General features: G+C 71.2%; 21 protein-coding genes and 1 riboswitch. Of the genes, 12 read left to right on the top strand and 9 right to left on the bottom strand.

The window, feature by feature from the left end; translation table 11 throughout:
- Positions 1-31: 31 nt before the first annotated feature.
- Positions 32-829 carry a histidinol-phosphatase gene (gene hisN / locus K377_RS28270; protein WP_111666379.1) on the bottom strand — a complete coding sequence of 266 codons (798 nt, stop codon included), beginning with the start codon at positions 827-829 and terminating at the stop codon, positions 32-34.
- 155 nt (positions 830-984) lie between these two features.
- Here hisN and K377_RS28265 point away from each other — a divergent pair, with 155 nt between their 5' ends.
- Complete coding sequence (locus tag K377_RS28265) at positions 985-1,575, top strand: TetR/AcrR family transcriptional regulator (RefSeq protein WP_111666378.1); 591 nt, start codon at positions 985-987, stop codon at positions 1,573-1,575.
- Between the two features lie 168 nt (positions 1,576-1,743).
- Here K377_RS28265 and K377_RS28260 read toward each other — a convergent pair whose 3' ends face one another.
- From K377_RS28260 to K377_RS28245, 4 genes are all read right to left on the bottom strand, one after another.
- Complete coding sequence (locus K377_RS28260) at positions 1,744-2,067, bottom strand: multidrug efflux SMR transporter (RefSeq protein WP_111666377.1); 324 nt, start codon at positions 2,065-2,067, stop codon at positions 1,744-1,746.
- Between the two features lie 88 nt (positions 2,068-2,155).
- On the bottom strand, positions 2,156-3,166 hold the full coding sequence (gene rsgA / locus K377_RS28255; RefSeq protein ID WP_111666376.1) for a ribosome small subunit-dependent GTPase A: 1,011 nt from the start codon (positions 3,164-3,166) through the stop codon (positions 2,156-2,158).
- An 11-nt stretch (positions 3,167-3,177) separates the two neighbouring features.
- Positions 3,178-4,503, bottom strand: coding sequence for a 3-phosphoshikimate 1-carboxyvinyltransferase (gene aroA / locus K377_RS28250; RefSeq protein ID WP_111666375.1), 1,326 nt, complete (start codon positions 4,501-4,503; stop codon positions 3,178-3,180).
- Positions 4,504-4,539: 36 nt separating this feature from the next.
- A complete protein-coding gene (locus K377_RS28245; protein ID WP_111666374.1) occupies positions 4,540-5,241 on the bottom strand; it encodes a M50 family metallopeptidase in 702 nt (233 codons plus the stop codon).
- Between the two features lie 54 nt (positions 5,242-5,295).
- On the opposite strand from K377_RS28245, the gene K377_RS28240 reads away from it, so the two are divergent.
- The 10 genes from K377_RS28240 (at position 5,296) to K377_RS28195 (ending at position 16,036) form a co-directional block, all read left to right on the top strand.
- Entirely contained in the window at positions 5,296-6,111 is an 816-nt protein-coding gene (locus K377_RS28240; protein ID WP_111666373.1) for an SOS response-associated peptidase, read from the top strand.
- A 541-nt stretch (positions 6,112-6,652) separates the two neighbouring features.
- Complete coding sequence (locus K377_RS28235; RefSeq protein ID WP_111666372.1) at positions 6,653-7,297, top strand: alpha/beta family hydrolase; 645 nt, start codon at positions 6,653-6,655, stop codon at positions 7,295-7,297.
- Between the two features lie 255 nt (positions 7,298-7,552).
- Entirely contained in the window at positions 7,553-8,227 is a 675-nt protein-coding gene (gene sigR, locus K377_RS28230; protein ID WP_181512660.1) for an RNA polymerase sigma factor SigR, read from the top strand.
- Positions 8,224-8,514: a mycothiol system anti-sigma-R factor gene (gene rsrA, locus K377_RS28225; protein ID WP_111666370.1), complete on the top strand. Its 291-nt coding sequence runs from the start codon at positions 8,224-8,226 to the stop codon at positions 8,512-8,514. The genes sigR and rsrA overlap by 4 nt, the downstream gene beginning before the upstream one ends.
- A gap of 202 nt (positions 8,515-8,716) precedes the next feature.
- On the top strand, positions 8,717-10,030 hold the full coding sequence (locus tag K377_RS28220) for an HD-GYP domain-containing protein (RefSeq protein WP_111666369.1): 1,314 nt from the start codon (positions 8,717-8,719) through the stop codon (positions 10,028-10,030).
- A 155-nt stretch (positions 10,031-10,185) separates the two neighbouring features.
- Positions 10,186-11,397, top strand: coding sequence for an HD-GYP domain-containing protein (locus tag K377_RS28215; protein ID WP_258395151.1), 1,212 nt, complete (start codon positions 10,186-10,188; stop codon positions 11,395-11,397).
- 105 nt (positions 11,398-11,502) lie between these two features.
- Positions 11,503-12,483: a hypothetical protein gene (locus K377_RS28210; protein ID WP_111666367.1), complete on the top strand. Its 981-nt coding sequence runs from the start codon at positions 11,503-11,505 to the stop codon at positions 12,481-12,483.
- Positions 12,484-12,631: 148 nt separating this feature from the next.
- Positions 12,632-13,285: a peptide deformylase gene (gene def, locus K377_RS28205; protein ID WP_111666366.1), complete on the top strand. Its 654-nt coding sequence runs from the start codon at positions 12,632-12,634 to the stop codon at positions 13,283-13,285.
- Positions 13,286-13,715: 430 nt separating this feature from the next.
- The gene (locus K377_RS28200; RefSeq protein WP_237552012.1) at positions 13,716-14,654 is read left to right on the top strand and encodes a multidrug MFS transporter; all 939 of its coding nucleotides are present in this window, start codon (positions 13,716-13,718) and stop codon (positions 14,652-14,654) included.
- Entirely contained in the window at positions 14,651-16,036 is a 1,386-nt protein-coding gene (locus K377_RS28195) for a cytochrome P450 (protein WP_111666364.1), read from the top strand. Before K377_RS28200 ends, K377_RS28195 begins: the two co-directional genes overlap by 4 nt.
- Positions 16,037-16,042: 6 nt before the next feature.
- Here the strand turns inward: K377_RS28195 and K377_RS28190 are convergent, their stop codons facing one another.
- Positions 16,043-17,005, bottom strand: a complete 963-nt coding sequence (locus K377_RS28190) for a helix-turn-helix domain-containing protein (protein ID WP_111666363.1) — start codon at positions 17,003-17,005, stop codon at positions 16,043-16,045.
- A gap of 93 nt (positions 17,006-17,098) precedes the next feature.
- Between K377_RS28190 and K377_RS41770 the strand changes: the two genes are divergently transcribed.
- On the top strand, positions 17,099-17,257 hold the full coding sequence (locus tag K377_RS41770) for a hypothetical protein (RefSeq protein WP_181512658.1): 159 nt from the start codon (positions 17,099-17,101) through the stop codon (positions 17,255-17,257).
- Here K377_RS41770 and K377_RS28185 read toward each other — a convergent pair.
- Genes K377_RS28185 through K377_RS28175 form a run of 3 tightly spaced genes read right to left on the bottom strand, consistent with a single transcriptional unit; the run spans position 17,239 to position 21,508 of the window.
- Positions 17,239-18,075: a bifunctional 2-polyprenyl-6-hydroxyphenol methylase/3-demethylubiquinol 3-O-methyltransferase UbiG gene (locus tag K377_RS28185; protein WP_111666362.1), complete on the bottom strand. Its 837-nt coding sequence runs from the start codon at positions 18,073-18,075 to the stop codon at positions 17,239-17,241. The two genes, K377_RS41770 and K377_RS28185, sit on opposite strands and share 19 nt — an antisense overlap.
- A 59-nt stretch (positions 18,076-18,134) precedes the next feature.
- On the bottom strand, positions 18,135-19,151 hold the full coding sequence (locus tag K377_RS28180) for a ribonucleotide-diphosphate reductase subunit beta (RefSeq protein ID WP_111666361.1): 1,017 nt from the start codon (positions 19,149-19,151) through the stop codon (positions 18,135-18,137).
- Positions 19,151-21,508 carry a ribonucleoside-diphosphate reductase subunit alpha gene (locus tag K377_RS28175; RefSeq protein ID WP_111666360.1) on the bottom strand — a complete coding sequence of 786 codons (2,358 nt, stop codon included), beginning with the start codon at positions 21,506-21,508 and terminating at the stop codon, positions 19,151-19,153. Before K377_RS28175 ends, K377_RS28180 begins: the two co-directional genes overlap by 1 nt.
- Before the next feature lie 124 nt (positions 21,509-21,632).
- Positions 21,633-21,776, bottom strand: a riboswitch (cobalamin riboswitch).
- Between the last annotated feature and the right edge of the window lie 8 nt (positions 21,777-21,784).

Genomic DNA, 21,784 nt, shown 5'->3' with positions numbered 1-21,784 from the left:
CGGGGGCGCCCGCCGCGCGGAAGAGGCCGAATCAGCGGGCGTCGAGGTGGCTCAGCATCTCGTCGTGCAGCAGGCCGTTCGACGCCGCCGCGTTGCCGCTGTGCGGGCCCGGGGTGCCGTCGAGGCCGGTGAAGGTGCCCCCGGCCTCGGTCACCACGATCGCGGTCGCCGCCATGTCCCACAGGGAGAGTTCGGGCTCCGCGCAGATGTCGACCGAGCCCTCGGCGACCATCATGTACGGCCAGAAGTCGCCGTAGCCGCGCGTGCGCCAGACCTTCCGGGTCAGGTCCATGAACCCGTCGAGCCGGCCCTGCTCCTCCCAGCCGCTCAGCGACGAGTACGCGAAGGAGGCGTCCGACATGCGGCTCACCTGCGAGACGTGCAGCCGGCTCGCGGAGGTCAGGCTGCGGCCGGTGTACGCGCCCGCGCCCTTCGCCGCCCACCAGCGGCGGCCGAGCGCGGGGGCCGACACGACGCCGACCACCGGCTGGAAGCCGCCCTCGCCCGCCTCCATGAGGGAGATCAGGGTGGCCCAGACCGGCACCCCGCGTACGTAGTTCTTCGTGCCGTCGATCGGGTCGATCACCCAGCGGCGCGGGCCGGTGCCCTCGACGCCGTACTCCTCGCCGAGGATCGCGTCCCGCGGCCTGGCCCGCTGGAGGTTGCCACGGATCAGCTCCTCGGCGGCCTTGTCGGCCTCGCTCACCGGCGTCATGTCGGGCTTCGTCTCGACCTTCAGGTCGAGCGCCTTGAAGCGGGCCATGGTCGCCGCGTCGGCGGCGTCGGCGAGGACGTGGGCGAGACGCAGATCATCGTGGTAGTCGGGCATGACTGCACAGTAGCGACCGTGATCGGTTCGGGGCCACAGGGGCCTTGGCCATAACCGCATCCCTGGGCGGTGTGCGGGCTATTGACAGTGCGGACAAGCCCGTCAACTCTGGCGAAACGAGCCGTACGAATCCACGGCGGCCCCGGGAGGCGACGATGCCCGCAGCACGCGAATCCCTGTTGGACGCGGCCTACACGGCGCTCGGGCGGCGTCCCTGGGGCGGTGTGCGGATGGTGGACGTGGCGGCGGTCGCCGGGGTGTCCCGGCAGACGCTCTACAACGAGTTCGGCAGCAAGGAAGGGCTTGCGCGGGCTCTCGTACGACGGGAGGCCGACGCCTATCTCGCGGGGGTCGACCGGGCGCTGAAGGAGGGCGGGCTCGACGGGGTCGCCGAGTGGACGGTGACCGCCGCGCGGCGCAATCCGCTGGTGCGGGCGGCGCTGACCGGGTGCTGGAGCGAGCGGCTGCCGTCGCCGACCCTGTCCGCGGTGCCGTCGTCGTCGGCCGTGCCGGCGCAGCGGCGGGCGGACGGGCCGTTGCCGGCCCCCGCCGATTTCGTCTCCGCCGTCCGGGATCGGGCGTTGGCCGTGCTGGGGGTGGCGGGGGCCGCCAAGACCGAGTCCGAGGCGTTGGCGCGGGACTGTGAGGTGGCGGTGCGGCTGGCTCTGTCGTGTGTGGTGGCGCCGGTGGGGGAGGGTGGGGTGGGGCGGCTTGTGCGTGAAGCGTTGCGGGTGCGGCAGGGGTGACCCGGGTTTTCGGGGTGCGGCTCGCGTCGTTGCCGGTCGCGCGGTTCCCCGCGCCCCTGAGGCATGCGCTTCGCGCAGCCTCATCTGATGAGATGCCGCACGAAGTGCGCATCTCAGGGGCGCGGGGAACTGCGCGAGAAGCCCCACCGGCCCGCGGACGACGACGGGTCAGTGGCCCGAGCCCGAGAGTTGGAGGCCGATGACGCCCGCCACCACCAGGCTGATCGAGACGATTTTCAGGGTCGAGACCATGTCGCCGAGGAAGATCATGCCGTAGATCGCGGTGCCGGCGGCGCCGATGCCCGTCCAGACGGCGTACGCGGGGCCCACGTCCAGCTTCTTCAGGGAGAGGGTCAGCAGGCCGAAGCTGCCCAGGGCGAAGCAGGCGAACGCGATCGTCGGCCACAGGCGTGTGAAGCCGTGCGAGAGCTTCAGACAGACCGCGAACCCGGTCTCCAGGATCCCGGCGACGATGACCAGCAGCCACGCCATGTGATGTGCCTCCCGCGTTCCCACTGATCGTCCGGCTTGGTGCGATTATGCCTTTACCTGGGCGCAGGGGCAGCAAACAAGGCCGAGGTCAGTCGCCCTCGCGGCGCTCGCGCGTCGCCAGCAGCCGCCGCAGCGAGTACAGCCGCGCCGGATCCGCGTGGCCTTCGGCGACCCAGGCGTCCAGGGCGCAGTCGGGCTCGTCGTGGCTGCACGCGCGCGGGCAGTTCTCCGTGCCGGGCTCCAGGTCGGGGAAGGCGTGGATGACCCGGGACGGATCCACGTGGTGCAGGCCGAACGAACGGACGCCCGGAGTGTCGATCACCCAGCCGGCGTCGCCCGACAGCGGCAGGGCGAGCGCCGAGGTCGTGGTGTGCCGGCCGCGGCCGGTGACCGCGTTGACGTGACCCGTGGAGCGGCGCCGGTCGTCCGGCACGAGGGCGTTCACCAGAGTCGTCTTGCCGACGCCCGAGTGACCGACGAACGCCGTGATCTTGCCGTCGAGCTGCTCGCGCACCCGCGCGACGGCCGTGCCGTTCTCCAGCTCCTCGCGGCTCGTGACGACGTAGGGGATGTCCAGGTCGCCGTACAGGTCGAGGATCTTGGCCGCATCGGCCAGGTCCGACTTCGTCAGGACCAGGAGCGGGGAGAGACCGCCGTCGTACGCCGCCACCAGGCAGCGGTCGATCATGCGCGGGCGCGGCTCGGGGTCGGCGAGGGCGGTGACGACGGCGAGCTGGTCGGCGTTGGCGACGACGACACGCTCGTACGGGTCGTCGTCGTCCGCCGTCCGGCGCAGCACCGAGGTGCGCGGCTCGATGCGCACGATGCGGGCCAGGGTGTCCTTCTTGCCGGACAGGTCTCCGACGACGGAGACCCGGTCGCCCACGACCGCCGCCTTGCGGCCCAGCTCACGCGCCTTCATCGCGGTGACCGGGACGTCGTCGATGAGGACGGTGAGCCGCCCCCGGTCCACGGTGAGGACCATGCCCTCCGCCGCGTCCTCGTGCTTGGGCCGGATGTTCGTCCGCGGCCGGTTCCCCTTGCGGTTGGGGCGCTGGCGGATGTCGTCCTCGTCGGTGTTCTTGCCGTAGCGGCGCATCGCGATGTTCCCTACGACCGGTCGGTCCCGAGCATCGCGGTCCACATGTCCGGGAAGTCCGGCAGCGTCTTCGCGGTCGTCGCCACGTTCTCGATCTGTACGCCCTCCACGGCCAGGCCGATGATCGCGCCCGCGGTCGCCATGCGGTGGTCGTCGTACGTGTGGAAGATCCCGCCGTGCAGACGGCGCGGGCGGATGTGCAGGCCGTCGGCGGTCTCGGTGACGTCACCGCCCAGCTCGTTGATCTCCTTGGTGAGCGCCGCGAGGCGGTCCGTCTCGTGCAGGCGCAGGTGAGCGACGCCGCGCAGGGTGGACGGGCCGTCGGCGAGGGCCGCGACGGCCGCGATGCCGGGGGTCAGCTCGCCGACCTCGCTCAGGTCCACGTCGATGCCGTGCACGGTGCCGGAGCCGGTGAACTCCAGGCCCCGCTCGGTCAGCTCACAGGCGCCGCCCATCTGCGTGAAGATGTCGCGCAGCGCGTCGCCGGGCTGGGTGGTGTGGGCCGGCCAGTCGGGGATCGTGACCGTGCCGCCGGTGATCAGCGCGGCGGCCAGGAACGGCTGGGCGTTGGAGAGGTCCGGCTCGATGGTGATGTCCCGGCCGAGCAGGGCGCCCGGCGTGACCCGCCAGACGTTCGCCTCGCCGCCCGACTCCGGGGTGTCCACCTGGGCGCCGACCGCGCGCAGCATGTCGACCGTCATCCGGATGTGCGGCATCGAGGGCAGCGTCGAGCCGGTGTGGCGGACCTCGACGCCCTGGTTGAAGCGCGGGGCCGACAGCAGCAGGGCCGACACGAACTGGGACGAGGACGAGGCGTCGATCTCGACCGGGCCGCCGTCGAGCGCGCCGCCGCCGTGCACGGTCAGGGGGAGCGCGCCCCGGTTCTTGTCGTCGATCCGGGCGCCGAGCGCGCGCAGCGCGTCGATCACGCCGTGCAGCGGACGCTCGTACGAACGGGGGTCGCCGTCGAACCGGATCGGCCCGTCGGCGAGCGCCGCGACCGGCGGCAGGAAGCGCATGACCGTCCCCGCGTTGCCCACGTCGACCGTGGCCGGGCCCTGGAGGACGGCCGGGATGACGCGCCAGGCCTCACCGGAGCCGTCGGGGCCGACGCCCTCCTCGATGCCGACGCCCAGGGCGCGCAGGGCGCCCGCCATCAGCAGGGTGTCGCGCGAGCGCAGCGGGCGGCGCAGCCAGCCCGGCTCGGCGGCGAGGGCGGCGAGGACGAGCGCGCGGTTGGTGACGGATTTGGACCCCGGCACCTGGACGGTCGCGTCGACGGCGCCGCTCGCGAGCGGGGCGGGCCAGAGGGCGGTGTGCGCGGGGTTCGTGGTCATGCCTTTACTTTAGTGGGCGCGTCCGGACCCACCTGTTCACCGCCCCAGCAGCCAGCGGCCACCGCCCAGTAGTGAGCACAGTGAGACGGCGTGGAAGAAAAACAGCCACATTCCCGCGGGGACGTGCGTGAGGCGGGAGAGCTGGTCCGCGTCCGAGTCGCCCGCGCCGCCCCTGCGCCGCTTCGACTGGAGCTCGAACGCCGGACGGACGCCGCCGAGCAGCAGGAACCACACCACCGCGTACGCGAACGCCGCCTGCACCTGCGGCCCCGCCAGCCAGGACACCAGCAGGAACGCGCCGCCCGAGATCACGACCGTGAGCACCCCGTACGCGTTCCTGATCATCACCAGCATCGCGACCAGCAGCGCCGTGGCGAGCCAGAGCAGCAGCGTGATGTGCCCGGCGCCGAGCAGCGCGGCGCCGCCCAGGCCGAGCAGCGGCGGGGCCGTGTATCCGGCGGCCGCGGTCAGGATCATGCCGAGGCCGTGCGGCTTGCCGCGGCTGACGGTCAGGCCGCTGGTGTCCGAGTGCAGCCGGATGCCGTCGAGGCGGCGGCCCATCAGCAGCGCGATCAGACCGTGGCCGCCCTCGTGGGCGATGGTGATGGCGTTGCGCGAGAGGCGCCAGACGTTGTGCGGGACGATCGCGGCGAGGGCGACGACGCCGGTGGCGATCACCACCCACAGGTCGGGGTCGGACTGGGTTCCGAAGATCCGGTCCCAGAGGCTGGCGTCCATGGTTCTTCCCGGCTCCCGTTCGGTGGGCGGCTTGCTTCTGGCACTGTGGCACGTATGTGCGGACGGTATGCATCGAGTCGTGGGCCCGAGGATCTCGCAGGAATCTTTGAGATCGAGAAGTGGGAGCCGGAGGAGGCCTTCGAGCCCGACTTCAACGTGGCCCCCACCAAGGAGGTCTACGCGGTTCTCGACCGCCCCGTGAAAGACGCCGACGACCCGCGTCCGGTTCGCCAGTTGCGCAAGCTGAAGTGGGGGCTGGTGCCGTCGTGGGCGAAGACCCCCGAGGGCGGGGCCCGCATGATCAACGCGCGGGCCGAGACCGTCCACGAGAAGCCGTCGTACCGGCGGGCCTTCGCCGCGCGGCGCTGCATCGTGCCCGCCGACGGCTATTACGAGTGGGTGACCGGGACCGGTGAGCGGGATCTCGAGGTCGAGGGCAAGAAGAAGCGGCCCCGCAAGCAGCCCTATTTCGTGACGCCCGCCGACGGGTCCGTCTTCGCGATGGCGGGGCTGTACGAGTTCTGGCGCGACCGCACGCTGCCCGACGAGCATCCGCTGGCCTGGTGGGTGACGTGCTCCGTGATCACTCTTGAGGCCGAGACGGCTCCGCTCGGGGTCGCGCCCGAGGAGGGGCCGCGGTCGCTTTCCGACATTCATCCCCGGATGCCGTTGATGCTGACGCCGGATCGGTGGGATGCGTGGCTCGATCCTTCGCGTACCGATGTGGAGGACGTACGGGGGTTGCTGGCGGCGCCGCCGGAGGGGCTGATGCGGGCCTATCCCGTGTCCACTGCCGTGAGCAATGTCCGCAACAACGGTCCCGAGCTGCTGACGGAACTGGAGGGCCCGGAGGAGGGCACACTGTTCTAGCCCCGGCGCACCTCTCGCCGGTGGCTGGTCGCGCAGTTCCCCGCGCCCCCAAAAAAACCTGCGTCTCGTCGTCGGCTGACGGCCGGTGGGGGCTGGTCGCGCAGTTCCCCGCGCCCCTGAGATGCGCACTTCGTGCGCCATCTCATCAGAGAGGCCCGCCACCGCTGCCCCATCGGGAGAGGCGCGCCCCCGCTACCCCCATCGGGAGGCGCGTGGAGCGCAGCCTCAGGGGCGCGGGGAACTGCGCGACCAGCCACGACGAGAGCCGCGCTCGAAAGACGATCCAGGGGCGCGGGGAACTGCGCGACCAGCCACGACGGCGGCGCACTTGACCGACAACCCATGAAGGGGCGCGGGGAACTGCGCGAGAAGCGGCCGCCGGGCCGCAGGCGAACGAACTGCCCAGGGGCGCGGGGAACTGCGCGACCAGCCACGACGAGAGCCGCGCCCGAAAGACGATCCAGGGGCGCGGGGAACTGCGCGGCTGGCCGAGGCGTGGCCGCGGGCGCCGAACCGGGCCCCCACCCGGCACCATGATCGCGTGACCCCAGCAACCGAGACCCAGACCGTGACCACGCGGAGCGGCGATGCGCGCATCGCCTGGTATCCGGCCCCGCACCCCACCCTGGTCCTGGCGGCGAGCCACGGCGCCGGTGGAGGGATCGAGGCGCGTGATCTTCAGGCCCTCGCCACGACCCTGCCCACCCACGGAGTGACCGTCGCCCTGGTGGAGCAGCCCTGGCGCGTGGCCGGGAAGAAGGTGGCCCCGGCGCCGAAGACCCTCGACGCCGCCTGGCACGACCTGTGGCCCGCGCTGACCGTCCCCGGACTCCCGGTGATCGCCGCGGGCCGCAGCGCCGGCGCCCGCGTCGCCTGCCGCACCGCCACCGACCTCGGCGCCGCCGCCGTCCTCGCCCTGAGCTTCCCGCTGCACCCGCCGGGCAAGCCGGAGAAGTCGCGGGCCGGGGAACTGCTCGGCGCAGGGGTGCCGACCCTCGTCGTGCAGGGCGGCAACGACCCGTTCGGCAAGCCCGCCGAGTTCCCGGACTCCCCGCTCTACGAACTCGTGGAAGTGCCGTACGGCGATCACGGCTTCGCCGTCCCCAAGCGCGCCCCCGTCGGCCAGGACGAGGCCCTCGGGACGATCACCGACGCCGTCGCCGCGTGGGCCCGGTCACTCGCCTGAACCCCGGGTGAACACCGGGAATGTGGAGCGCGGGACGACTGTTGTGCCCACTACCGGTGCACACCATTCGTACGAGAGGAAGTCCGCCGCATGGGTTCGACCATCTGCCCCAGTCGTAGCACCGCTCCTGACCTGGAGTGGAGCGTGCTGACGGCTGCCAAGACCGCTCCTATTCGGGCGGCGGGCGGACCGGATCGTCGTCTATCCTCCGATTCGGGTGGAGCCTTCCCGGGTTCCACGACGTCGCTTGAGGAGGTGGGTCCGGTCACAGGGACCGACGCAGGGACCGAACACGGCCAGCCCGACGAGCGGCCCGAGCCGGTGGAGACCGCCACCGAGCGCAGTGCGCGCTTCGAGCGGGACGCGCTGGAGTTCCTCGACCAGATGTACTCGGCCGCGCTGCGGATGACGCGCAATCCGGCGGACGCCGAGGATCTGGTGCAGGAGACGTACGCGAAGGCGTACGCGTCGTTCCACCAGTTCCGTGAGGGCACCAACCTCAAGGCGTGGCTGTACCGCATCCTGACGAACACCTTCATCAACTCGTACCGCAAGAAGCAGCGCGAGCCCCAGCGCAGTGCCGCCGAGGAGATCGAGGACTGGCAGCTCGCGCGCGCGGAGTCGCACATGTCGACCGGTCTGCGCTCGGCCGAGTCGCAGGCGCTCGACCACCTGCCGGACTCGGACGTGAAGTCCGCGCTGCAGGCGATCCCGGAGGAATTCCGCATCGCGGTCTATCTCGCCGACGTAGAGGGCTTTGCGTACAAGGAGATCGCGGACATCATGGGGACACCCATCGGGACTGTGATGTCCCGGCTCCACCGGGGACGCCGCCAGCTGCGCGGCATGCTGGAGGACTACGCCCGTGACCGCGGGCTCGTCCCGGCCGGCGCCGGAGAGTCGAACGAAGCGAAAGGCTCGGGCTCATGAGCTGCGGAGAGCCGCACGAGACGGACTGCAGTGAAGTTCTCGATCATCTCTACGAGTTTCTCGACCATGAGATGCCGGACTCCGACTGCACCAAGTTCGAGGTGCACTTCGAGGAGTGCTCCCCGTGCCTGGAGAAGTACGGCCTGGAGCAGGCCGTGAAGAAGCTGGTCAAGCGCTGCTGCGGCTCGGACGACGTGCCCAGCGATCTGCGGGCCAAGGTCATGGGGCGGATCGAAGTGATCCGCTCCGGCCAGGGCGCACCCGACGAGGGCACCCCGCTCGCCTGAGCCCGGCCGGCCTCCTCTCATCGTCGTACCCAACTGCCCCACCTCCTGAGGCAGTTGGGAGACGGTTCGCCGTCAGTTTCACTCGATCGTGCTAATCCAGGGCCCTCTGTCCCGGTATTCGACGTGATGGCGCCCGGGCGGCGCGTCCCGCGGCCTAATCTCTGGTCTCCGTGAACGGAACGTCACGGGGAGGGAGTTGGGCATGCGGTCGGTTACGCCGATGGCCGGTGCGTATGTGCTCCTGACGGCGGGCGCGGGCGCCTTCTGCGCGGCGCCCGCGTTCTCGACCGGTACCTCCTGGCCCGCTGTCGCGCTGCTCGCGTGTGTGTACGTGGCCTGCGGTCTGGCCGGGCGCGGACCCCGGGGCATGGGCACGTTCTACCCCGTACTGCTTGCAGGAGCGTTTCTGCTGCCGCCGTCGGCCGCCGCGCTCGTCGCCGTTCCCGGCGCCCTGCTCGGGCAGGTCGAACAGCACCCGAAGTGGCTGCGCCGCGTGTGGCGGGCGGCCCAACTCGCCGTCGCCGTATGGGCGTCGGCGCAGGTCTTCGAGGCGCTCGGCGGACCCGGCGCGGTCTCCGGGCCACGGTTCCCGTACGCGCTGGTGCCCGGTGGCGCCGCCGTGCTCGTCCTCTGCGCCGTGCTCACCGTGCTCGACGGGGGCATCCTCGCCGCGGCCGAGCGCGTACCGCTCCGGAGCGCCTGGCGCGGCCTCTTTCTGCGCACCCTCGCGCCGGTGGCCGTGCACGGGCTCGCCGGGCTGATGATGGCGGTGCTGTGGACGAGCTCGTACGGGCCGGTGGCCGCGCTGCTCGTCGTGCTGCCGATGTGCATCTCCTGCTGGGTGTTCGCCCAGTACCAGCGTGAGCGCTCGGCCCACCAGGCGACCATCCGCGCCCTCGTGCAGGCCGTCGACATCAAGGACGGCTACACGCGCGGGCACAGCGAGCGGGTCGGGCAGGCGTCCATGATGATCGCCCGTGAGCTGGGGATGCCCGGGGAGCGGGCCGAGGTGCTGCGGTTCGCCGGGATCCTGCACGACGTGGGCAAGCTCGGGGTGCCGACGCGGCTGCTGCGCAAGGACGGGCCGCTGACGCCGGAGGAGCGCAAGGTCATCGAACTGCATCCGGAGTACGGGCACGAGATGGTGCGCGGCATCGGGTTCCTGGGGGAGGTGCGGTCCGCGATCCTGCACCACCACGAGCGGCTGGACGGGAGCGGATACCCGTACGGGCTCGTGGGGACGGAGATTCCGGAGTTCGCCCGGGTCGTGGCGGTGGCCGACGCCTTCGACGCGATGACGTCGACGCGGACGTACTCGCGGGCGCGGCCTGTGCCGGTGGCCGTCGCCGAGCTGGAGCGGTGTGCGGGGACGCAGTTCGATCCGGTGATGGTGGGGGCGCTGGTGCGGGCGCTCGATCGGGAGGGGTGGCATCCGATGGTGACGGCGGACGAGGCGGGCGGGGTTTCTGTCGCCCGGGGCGAGACGGTGCCGCTGCGCGGGGCTTCGGCACGGTGAGCGGGGGCGGGCCCGAGGGGCGTGCGTCCGGCACCGAGGGTTCCGTGCCGGGACCGCGGCCGGAGCCCGCAGGAGGCGCACCCGGCGCCGGGGGCCGCCTTGCCCACTCTGCCGCCCCCGGCGGCAGACTGCCCAAGGCGGTGGCGGGCGTCTACATCGTCGCCGGGGTCGTCAGTCTGGTGGCGTTGGGCAGCGTTGTCGCGCGCGGTGTCGATGAACGAGGGGTCGCGCTCGGGTTCGCGGTGTTGGTCGGCGTGGGTGAGCTGGCGCGCTGGGGCGGGGGCGGGGACCGGGAGTCGGCGCCGCTCGGGGCCGCGGGGGCGCTGGCGTACGCGCTGCTGGGATCGGTCGCCGGACACAGCACGCACCACGGGGTGCTCCAGGTCGTCGCCGTCGCCGTGGCGGGCGCGCTCGTCGGCTGCGTCCCGCACGTGGCCCGGGGCCGCGGGCCCTCACTCGACCACATGGCGCGGCGCGTGCTGACCGTCTGGTTCGCCGCCGCCTGCTTCCAGCCGCTGTACAACCGGGGCAAGGTCGAGGAGTGGTTCGGCGACGGAGCGTTCTACGCGCTGTTCGTCGTCGGGCTGCTGGCGCTGACCGGGCTCTGCGACGCCGTGCTCGCCGCCGCCATGGCGCACGCCCGCACCCGGTGGCCGTTCGGGCCGCTGCTGCGCGACGAGATGCGGGCCATGCTCGGCATCGGCACCGCCGTCGGCGCGACCGGGGCCGTGCTGGCGCTGGCCGTGGCCGTCGCCGGGCTGTGGGCGCTGCCCGTGATCAGCCTGCCGCTGCTCCTGACCCAGCTGGCCTTCCGGCGCTACTCCGCGGTCCGCGCCACGTACCGCCAGACCATTGCCTCGCTGGCCCGCGCCACCGAGATCGCCGGGTACACCCCGCACGGGCACGCCCACCGGGTCGCGGCGCTGAGCCGTGCCATAGGGCGTGAGATGGGGCTCTCCGGGCCCGACCTGACCGTTCTGGAGTACGCGGCCCTGATGCACGACATCGGGCAGCTGTCGCTCGTCGACCCGGTGCGGGACGGGGCCACCGCGACCCTGCCGGTGACCCAGCAGCGCCGCATCGCCCTCCTCGGCGGCGCCGTCGTCCGGCAGACCGGGGTGGACGCCCAGGTGGCCGTGGTCGTCGAGCGGCTGGCCGATCCGTACCGGGAACAGCCGCTCCCCGCTCGGATTGTGCGGACAGCGAACGCCTACGACGAGATGGCCCGGGGAACGGGTCCTCAGGGACCGCTCGCCGCCCTGGAAGGACTGCGTCTGGCCACCGGCAGGGAGTACCAGCCGGAGGTCGTCGAGGCACTGGCCAGGGTGGTGTCGCACCCTGGCCTGAGCCTAGGGTCGGCGGGGTAACCCATGGGTAATGAGCGGGTCTCCGACCGTCCGTGGTTGGATGCAAAAGAGCGACCAAAGAGGGGGTCCGGGGGCACGGGCCTCAAGTATCGGCAGGCGGGAATCGTGAGGATCTTCGGCAAGGGACGGCACCGGCCCTCCGCCTCGTGGCGGCAGGCCACAGATCGTGCGTTCACGCTGATCGGCGACGGGCGGTACGAGGACGCGGGGGCTCTGCTCACCCGCGCCGCCGACCTGGAGCCGTGGCTCTCCGAGTCCTGGTTCAACCTCGCGCTGCTGCACAAGTTCCGGCACGACTGGGAGCAGGCCCGCACCGCGGGACTGCGCGCCGTCGCGCTGCTGGACCGCGAGACCGGCGCCCCGGACTGGTGGAACGTCGGGATCGCCGCCACCGCCCTCCAGGACTGGCCGCTGGCGCGGCGGGCCTGGCAGGCGTACGGGCTGCGGGTGCCCGGCGGTGCCACGGCCGCCGGCGAGCCCACCGGCATGGAGCTGGGCAGCGCGGCCGTGCGGCTCTCGCCGGAGGGTGAGGCCGAGGTCGTGTGGGGGCGCAGGCTCGACCCCGCGCGCATCGAGGTGCTGTCCATCCCGCTGCCCTCCTCCGGGCGGCGCTGGGGCGAGGTCGTGCTGCACGACGGGGTGCCGCACGGCGAGCGGAGCACCGCCGCCGGACACTCCTTCCCGGTCTTCGACGAGATCGAGCTGTGGGCGCCCTCGCCGGTGCCCACCTGGGTCGTGCTCCTGGAGGCCGCCACCGAGTCCGACCGGGACGCCCTGGAGCGGCTGGCCGCCGACGCCGGGTTCGCCGCCGAGGACTGGTCGTCGTCGGTGCGGCTGCTGTGCCGGATGTGCTCGGAGTCCCGGATGCCGTCCGACGAGGGCGACGAGGAGCATCTCGACCCGCACGACCACAGTGAGCCGGGGCATCCCGGGCCGCTGGGGCACCGGACCGACGGGCAGTTGTGGGTGCCCGAGCGGGAGTGCGGGGTGGCTGCGCCGGCTTCTCTGGTGCGGGGGCTGCTCGACGGGTGGGTCGCCGATTCGCCGGATTCCCGCGACTGGCGGGATCTTGAAGAGGTGTGCTGAGCGCCGCTACCGTCTGACGGTTTGCTGTGGCCGGGCGCGCCCCGCGGCGCAGCCGCTGACCGGCACTGTCCCGCGCCCCTGGCGGGGCTCTGCTCCCCGTACCCTGTAGAGGTAACCCCGCGTATTCCCAGGAAGGCTCACGTCCGTCATGGCTCAGCAGGACACCGACGACCAGCAGCACGGCGGCGTGCTCCCCGTCGACGACGAGGGATTCGTCGTCGACACCGAGGACTGCGAGGCGCGCGAGGCGGCGTACCGGGAGCGGGGGACGTCGCGGCCGATCACCGTCGTGGGGAACCCGGTCCTGCACAAGGAGTGCAAGGACGTCACCGAGTTCGACGACGAGCTGGCCCAGCTGGTCGACGACATGTTCGCCAGTCAGCGCACCGCCGAGGGCGTCGGCCTCGCCGCCAACCAGATCGGCGTGGACCGCAAGGTCTTCGTGTACGACTGCCCGGACGACGAGGGCGTGCGCCACACCGGCGTCGTCTGCAACCCGGTGCTGCGCGAGCTGCCCGCCGACCAGCGCCGCCTCGACGACTCCAACGAGGGCTGCCTGTCCGTCCCGACGGCCTACGCCGAACTCGCGCGCCCCGACTACGCCGTGGTCACCGGGCAGGACGAGAAGGGCAACGCCATCACCGTGCGCGGCACCGGCTACTTCGCCCGCTGCCTCCAGCACGAGACGGATCACCTGTACGGGTACCTCTACATCGACCGGCTGTCGAAGCGTGAGCGCAAGAACGCCCTGAAGCAGATGGAAGAGGGCACCCCGCGCTACCCCGTGGTCGCCAACGACTGATCCACACCGCGTCGCGAAACGGCGCCTGGCCCGGAGAGATCCGGCCAGGCGCCGTTCGCATGTGTGGGCGTGCGCCCGCGTGTGCGAACAGGACCGGCCCCACATGATTCAGATCCGGTCATGTAAGGGGACGAATCCGGTGACTAGGGGTAGTGAGGGGAGCAAATCCGTTCCCAGAACGGTCAGTTGTGGTGCTGAATAGAAAGCGCGGGGATACGCAACGGCGCGCGCCCGGCACTGCGGGAGGGGTGTACGCCTTCGGCCGACAGAGAGGGGCTTCTTCGTGCCTGCCTATCCACATGCTCCACATGCGGCAGTACCGCCGGCGCTGGCACTACCGGTGATCGAGGACGCGTTTCCTCGCAAACTGCATCCGTATTGGCCAAAGCTCCAGGAGAAGACGCGCACCTGGCTCCTCGAAAAGCGGCTCATGCCCGCCGACAAGGTGGCGAAATATGCCGACGGTCTGTGCTACACGGACTTGGTCGCGGGCTACTACATGGGGGCGCCCGACGACCTGCTCGCGGCGATAGCGGACTTCAGTGCGTGGTTCTTCGCCTGGGACGACCGGCACGACCGTGACGTGGTGCACGGCAGGACGGCCAACTGGCACCGGCTCGTCGTCCAGTTGCACGCGGCCACGGAGGCCCCGCGGCTGCACCTGGACCACCCGGAGCCACTGGTCGCGGGGTTCGCGGACTGCTTCGACCGGTTCTACGGACGGCTGAGCCGGTCCTGGGACGCCCGCTTCGCCCGCCACTTCCACGTGGTGATCGACGCGTACGACGAGGAGTTCCGCAACAGGATGACGGGGACCGTTCCGACGGTCGACGAATACATCCGTCTGCGGCGGCGGACTTTCGCACACTGGATCTGGATCGATCTGCTCGAACCGGTCGCCCAGTACGAACTCCCCACCTGGGTGCGGAAGAACGAGGCATTCATGCGGGCCGCGCTCGCGACCCAGGATTTCTCCGCCTGGTACAACGACCTCTGCTCGCTGCCCAAGGAACTCGCGGGACAGGAATTGCACAACCTCGGGATAAGCCTCATCAAGCATGAGGGCATTTCCGTGCGGGAAGCCGTGAAGGAAGTCCACCGAAGGGTCGAGGGAACCATCTCCGATTTCCTCGGTGCGGAACAGCAGATCGAGCTGACCGTGGTCTCCGCGGAACAGATCGGACCGCACGGAATAGAACTCGCGACGGCCATCAGGTCGTGCGTCGAGAACATGAGGAACTGGTTCAGCTCCGTGTACTGGTTCCATCACGAATCGGGGCGCTATCAGGTCGACACCTGGGACGACCGGGCCACCCCGCCGTACATCACCGACACGCCCAGGACCGATCAGGTGGGTGACCGCGCATGACCCTCGAATCCACACTCCCGAACCAGGAACAGATACCTGAGGCACCGACCGAGCCGCCGCCCGCCCCCGGCGGCGCGCCCCTCGTCGGCCACGCCTGGAACCTGCTGCGCGACCCGCTCGGCTTCCTCACCTCGCTGCGCGACGGCGGCGACGTGGTGCGGATCAGGCTGGGGCCGAGGACCGCCTACGCGGTGAACTCCCCGGAACTCGTCGAACGGCTCCTGCGGAGCCCGGACTTCCTGGTCGGCGGCGCCCTGTGGGACACACTCGGGGTGCTGCTCGGCCAGGGCGTGGCGACCAGCAACGGACCGCGGCACCGCCGCCAGCGCCGCACGCTGCAGCCCGCGTTCCGGCCGGACCGGATCGCCGAGTACGGCGTGCTGATGGCGGAGGAGGCGCAGCGCACCGCCGACGGGCTGCGCGACGGCCGGACCGTCGACATCGCCGGCGAGATGTTCCGCACCGCGACCCGCACGGCGGCCCGTTCACTGCTGTGCGTCGAGGCGCTCGACGAGCGCGCCGAGCGGCTGTGCACGGCCCTCGGCACCGTCTTCGACGGTATGTACCGGCGGATGATTCTCTCCGTCGGACCGTTCTACCGACTGCCTCTTCCGGCCAATCGGCGATTCGAGCGGGCATTGGCCGATTTGCATCGGCTGGTCGACGAGATCATCGACGAGCGAAGGGGAGCGACGGCTTCGGGAAGCAATCCGGACGACCTCCTCACCACATTGCTTCAGGCCCGCGACGAGAACGGCGAACTGGTCCCCGAACAAGAGGCCCACGACCAAGTCATCGCGCTCCTCGTCGCCGGTGGCGAGAATGTGGCGAAGACGTTGGCCTGGACCCTGCAACTTCTCGCCGAACACCCCGAGCACGAAAGGCGGTTGTACGAAGAAGTTGAATCTGTCACGGGTGGCCGGCCGGTCGCTTTCGGCGACCTCAAGAAACTCGCATATATGCGGAATCTCATCACCGAGTCGATGCGGATTCGACCGGCGGCCTGGATATTCACCCGAGTCGCGGCCGTCGACACCGAGCTCGGCGGGTACCGGATTCCGGCCGGGACCGACATCTTCTACAGCCCGTACGCGATGCAGCGCGACCCGCGCTCCTTCGAGGACGCGCTGGACTTCGACCCCGACCGCTGGCTGCCGGAGCGCCGCACGGCCGCCGCGCAGACCGCGCACCAGCCCTTCGGCACCGGCAACCGCAAGTGCCCGGGCGATCACTACAGCATGACCGAACTGGCGCTGACCCTGGGCACCTTGGTGACCAAGTGGCGGTTCGTGCGGGTGCCGGAGACGGACTCGACCCCGCGCCTCGGCATCACCCTGCAGCCCCGGAAGGCCGTGCTGCGGGTGGAGGCGCGCAAGCCTTAGGCGCAGCTAGCCGGCCAGTCGTACCCGGAAGGTGCGGCGGAAGGCGTTCGGGGTCGTGCCGAGCACCTTCATGAACTGGTGGCGCATCGCCGCGGCGTTGCCGAACCCGGCGCGCCCGGCGATGGCGTCCACCGTCTCGTCCGTGCCCTCCAGCAACTCCTGGGCGAACAGCACCCGCTGGCGCAGCAGCCAGCGGTACGGCGTGGTGCCCGTCTCCTGGAGGAAGCGGCGGGCGAAGGTGCGCGGCGACATGAGCGCCCGCGCCGCCAGCTCCTCCACGGTCACCGGATCGGCCAGGTGCCGCTCCATCCAGGCCAGCACCTCGCCGACGGTGTCGCACCGCGTCGTCGGCAGCGGCCGCTCCACGTACTGGGCCTGGCCGCCGTCGCGGTGCGGCGGGACGACCATGCGCCGCGCGATGGTGTTGGCCACTTCGGCGCCGTGCTCGGTCCGCACGATGTGCAGACAGGCGTCGATGCCCGCGGCGGTGCCGGCCGACGTGATCACCGGGCCCTCGTCGACGTAGAGCACGTCCTGGTCGACGCGGGTGCGCGGGAACTGCCGGGCGAGCTGACGCGCGTACCGCCAGTGGACCGCGCAGCGGCGGCCGTCCAGCAGTCCGGCGGCGCCGAGGACGAAGACGCCCGCGCAGAGGCTGAGCACGCGCGCTCCCCGGTCCACGGCCTCGCGCAGCGCGTCGAGGAGGTCCGGCGGGTAGGAGTCGAAGCGCCGGCCCGCCGACGGGATCGCGATGAGGTCGGCCTCCGCGAGCCGTTCGAGGCCGTACGGGGTGGAGACCGTCATGCCGGGGACATGGGTGGTCAGGGACGGGCTCTCGGCGGAGACCACCGCGAAGTCGTACACGGGCAGTCCCGCGTCACCCCGGTCGAGGCCGAACACCTCGCAGACGACGCCGAGTTCGAAGGGATGCACACCGTCGAGCAGCACTGCGGCCACGTTCTTCAGCATGCCGACCAGTGTGCCGCAGAGTTGGCAGGATTTCACGGTCTGATGACAGTCCTGCCACTGCCGCGGGGGTCGCGGCGGCGCCAGAGTAGAGGCATGAACACAGCGATGAACTACCTGACCGTCCTGTTCGTCTTCCTCCTCCTCGCCGGTCCCTCCCTGTACGGGATCGCCCGCGACCGCCGGATCGATCGGGAGATCCGGGCGGCCCGCGAGGCCGAGGAGCGGCGCTCCCGCTACGCGGCCGTCGCCTGAGCCGGCCGCCGTCCGAAGGCCAGCAGATGCGAACTCGCCACCGCCAGCTCCGGATGCGGCTCGGCCAGCCGGGCCGCCGCCAGAGCCGACCTGAACAGGTCGGAGTCCGGGGCGATACGTCGGCCGGTCGTCAGTTCGGTGGCCTTCAGGGCGCCGTCGCCGGGGCCCTCGACCCCGTACACCCGGACATCGACGAGACCCGACGCCCTTAGTTCCTCGGCCAGTTGGTCGGTGCGGTGGAAGTAGGCGCTGGTGAAGTGCCTGCCCTCGTTCCGCCCGGAGACCACGACCCGTCCGACCCGCTCCGGCAGCCCGTCCCGGTGCAGCCGCCCGTGCCCCAGATGGTCGAAGACCGGCGCGAACCGCTGGATCCCGGCCCCGACCACCGGACCGCCCGGCCGCACCACCCGCAGCGCCTGCGCCAACGCCCGCTCCCGGTCGGCCAGTTCGGGCAGGTGGTAGAGCGGGCCGAGCAGCAGCACGGCATCGTACGAGGCGTCGGCGGCGGTCAGCGCCCGCGCGTCCCCCACCTCGACCGTGTACGCCCCGCTCGCCTCCCGCGCCTGGGCCACGTGCCGCTCGACCGGGTCGACGAGATGCACCCGGTACCCGTCCTCCGCCAGCCACCGCGCATGCACGCCCGGCCCGCCACCCACGTCCAGGACGGACGCGGGGGCGGGCGGCAGATGGCGGCGCAGCAGCTCCTGGGTACGGACCAGCTCCAGGACCCCGCACGCGGAGTCCGTGAGCCGGGCGTGCTCGTCGTAGTGGTCGGAGTAGAACTCCTTTATTTCCTGCGCCAGTTGAGGTGCCGTCATGGACCGAGTCTGCCGACGCGGGCAGGACGGGTCACCTCAATTTTCCGGCGTTCTCCGGATCAGAACTCCTCGTCGAAGCCGACCGAACCCTCGACCGCGACCTGGTACGCCGACGGGCGGCGCTCGAAGAAGTTCGTCAGTTCCTGGACGCCCTGGAGCTCCATGAAGGCGAACGGGTTCTCCGAGCCGTAGACCGGCGCGAAGCCGAGGCGCTGGAGGCGCTGGTCGGCGACGCACTCCAGGTACTGGCGCATCGAGTCGGTGTTCATGCCCGGCAGGCCCTCGCCGCACAGGTCGCGGCCGAACTGCAGCTCCGCTTCGACCGCCTCCCGCAGCATGTCGGTGACCTGCTGCTCCAGCGCGTCGTCGAAGAGCTCCGGCTCCTCCTTGCGGACGGTGTCGACCACGTCGAACGCGAACGACATGTGCATCGTCTCGTCGCGGAACACCCAGTTGGTGCCGGTGGCGAGGCCGTGCAGCAGGCCCCGGCTGCGGAACCAGTAGACGTACGCGAAGGCACCGTAGAAGAACAGGCCCTCGATGCACGCCGCGAAGCAGATCAGGTTGAGCAGGAAGCGGCGGCGGTCCGCCTTGGACTCCAGGCGGTCCAGCTTCTCCACCGAGTCCATCCACTTGAAGCAGAACTCGGCCTTCTCGCGGATGGACGGGATGTTCTCCACCGCGGCGAAGGCCGCCGTCCGGTCCTCCGGGTCGGGGAGGTAGGTGTCGAGCAGCGTCAGATAGAACTGGACGTGCACGGCCTCCTCGAAGAGCTGGCGCGAGAGGTAGAGCCGCGCCTCGGGGGAGTTGATGTGCTTGTAGAGCGTCAGGACCAGGTTGTTCGCGACGATCGAGTCACCGGTCGCGAAGAACGCCACGAGACGGCCGATCATGTGCTGCTCACCCGGGCTGAGCTTGGCGAGGTCGGCGACGTCCGAGTGGAGGTCGACCTCCTCGACGGTCCAGGTGTTCTTGATCGCGTCGCGGTAGCGCTCGTAGAAGTCCGGGTAGCGCATGGGGCGCAGGGTCAGTTCGAAGCCCGGGTCGAGCAGGTTCTTCTCCGGAGAAGTGTTCATTACTGGCAGGCCTCGCAGGACTCGGGGTTTTCCAGGGAGCAGGCGACCGCGTCGGGATCGGCCACCTGTACGGGGACGGTGGCGCGGCCGGCCGCGCGGGCGATGCGCGTCGCGGGGCGCGAGCGCAGGTAGTACGTCGTCTTCAGGCCCGACTTCCAGGCGTACGCGTACATCGAGGAGAGCTTGCCGATGGTCGGCGTCTCCAGGAACAGGTTGAGCGACTGGGCCTGGTCGAGGAAGGCGGTCCGGGCCGCCGCCATGTCGATGAGCCCGCGCTGCGGGATCTCCCACGCCGTGCGGTACAGCGCCCGCACCTCGTCCGGCACCCAGGTGAAGCCCTGCACCGAGCCGTTGGACTCGCGCAGCGCCTCACGGGTCTGCGCGTCCCACACGCCGAGCGCCTTCAGCTCGTCCACCAGGTACGAGTTGACCTGGAGGAACTCGCCGGACAGCGTCTCGCGCTTGAACAGGTTGGAGACCTGCGGCTCGATGCACTCGTAGACACCGGCGATCGAGGCGATCGTGGCCGTCGGCGCGATGGCGAGCAGCAGCGAGTTGCGCATCCCCGTCGTGGCGATACGTTCCCGCAGCGCGGCCCAGCGCTCCGGCCAGGTGAACTCGACGTCGTAGTGGTCGGGGTGCAGCACACCGCGCGCCGTGCGGGTCTTCTCCCAGGCGGGCAGCGGGCCGTTGCGCTCGGCGAGGTCCGCCGACGCCTCGTACGCGGCGAGCATGATCCGCTCCTGGAGCCGCGTGGAGAGGGCCTTGGCCTCGGGGGAGTCGAACGGCAGGCGGAGCTTGAAGAAGACGTCCTGGAGGCCCATCGCGCCCAGGCCCACCGGACGCCAGCGGGCGTTGGAGCGGCCCGCCTGCTCGGTCGGGTAGAAGTTGATGTCGACGACCCGGTCGAGGAAGGTGACGGCCGTGCGGACGGTCTCGTCGAGCCGCTCCCAGTCGATGTCGCCCTCGACGACGAACGAGCCCAGGTTCACCGAGCCGAGGTTGCAGACGGCGGTCTCCCCGTCGTCCGTCACCTCCAGGATCTCGGTGCACAGGTTCGAGGAGTGGACCGTCTGGCCGGGCTCCGCGGTCTGGTTGGCGGTGCGGTTGGCGGCGTCCTTGAACGTCATCCAGCCGTTGCCGGTCTGCGCGAGGGTGCGCATCATGCGGCCGTACAGGTCGCGGGCGGGGATGGTCTTGAGCGCCTTCCCCTCGGCCTCGGCCTTCCGGTACGCGGCGTCGAACTCGTCGCCCCACAGGTCGACCAGCTCGGGCACGTCGGCCGGGGAGAACAGCGACCACGGCCGGTCGGCGTCGACCCGGCGCATGAACTCGTCCGGGATCCAGTGCGCCAGGTTGAGGTTGTGCGTGCGGCGCGCGTCCTCGCCGGTGTTGTCGCGCAGCTCCAGGAACTCCTCGATGTCGGAGTGCCAGGTCTCCAGGTAGACGGCGGCCGCGCCCTTGCGGCGCCCGCCCTGGTTCACGGCGGCGACCGACGCGTCGAGGGTCTTCAGGAACGGCACGATGCCGTTGGAGTGCCCGTTCGTGCCGCGGATCAGCGAACCGCGCGAGCGGATGCGGGAGTACGAGAGGCCGATGCCGCCCGCGTGCTTGGAGAGCCGGGCCACCTGGTGGTACCGGTCGTAGATCGAGTCCAGCTCGTCCAGCGGCGAGTCGAGGAGGTAGCAGCTCGACATCTGCGGGTGCCGGGTGCCGGAGTTGAAGAGCGTGGGGGAGGAGGGGAGGTAGTCGAGCCGGCTCATCAGGCCGTACAGCGCCGCGACCTCGTCGAGCGCGCGCACGGAGTCGTCCTCGGCGAGACCCGCCGCGACCCGCAGCATGAAGTGCTGGGGCGTCTCGATCACCTTGCGGGTGATCGGGTGGCGCAGCAGGTAGCGGCTGAAGACGGTGCGCAGGCCGAAGTAGCCGAAGCGGTCGTCGGCCGCGCGGTCCACCAGCGCGTCGAGCCGCACGGCGTGCACGCGGACGAACTCGGCGGTGCGGTCCGCGATCAGGCCCTCGCGGTGGCCGACGGCGATCGACCCGGTGAACGAGGTCACGCCCTGCGAGGCCGCCTCGGCGGCGATGGAGAGGGTGAGCAGCCGCGCGGCGAGCCGGGAGTAGACGGGATCCTCGGAGATCAGCCCGGCCGCGCCCTCGGTGGCGAGTTCGCGCAGCTCGGCCTCGTCGGCCCGCGCGCTGCGGCCCCGCAGCGCGGCGGCCGCGACCCGGCCGGGATCCGCGCCGGGCAGATCGGCGGTCAGCTCGGTCAGGGTGCGCAGCAACGCGGTACCGGGGGCGTCGTGAGCCGCGGGCTCGACCACGACTGAGGCAGGATCAGCGGGCGCGATGGTCACGGTGGGGCTCTCCCTCGCTCGGCTCGGGGCCCGCGGGGAGACAGTGGCAGGGGCCCGCGCACGGCAGGGCCCGCGTCACCGGCCCATTCCACGAGGCCCGGACGTCGTCGACACCCGGGCCGGGTGGCTCGGGCGTGCCGTCGGCAGGTCCTCGGACTCACGTGGGCGCCTGGATGAGGCTTACGTTCACCGTTGCGGGACAGTTCCGGATTTGCACCGGATTCCCCTGCGCTGACAGCGAGAGCGAGCATACATGTTGTGCCGGGTGTTCGCCGC

Origin of the sequence: Streptomyces sp. PsTaAH-137 (assembly GCF_003259365.1) — a bacterium.
Taxonomy (GTDB): Bacteria; Actinomycetota; Actinomycetes; order Streptomycetales; family Streptomycetaceae; genus Streptomyces.
The sequence above is the reverse complement of the archived record's forward strand: the minus strand, read 5'-3'. Positions and strand labels throughout refer to the sequence as shown.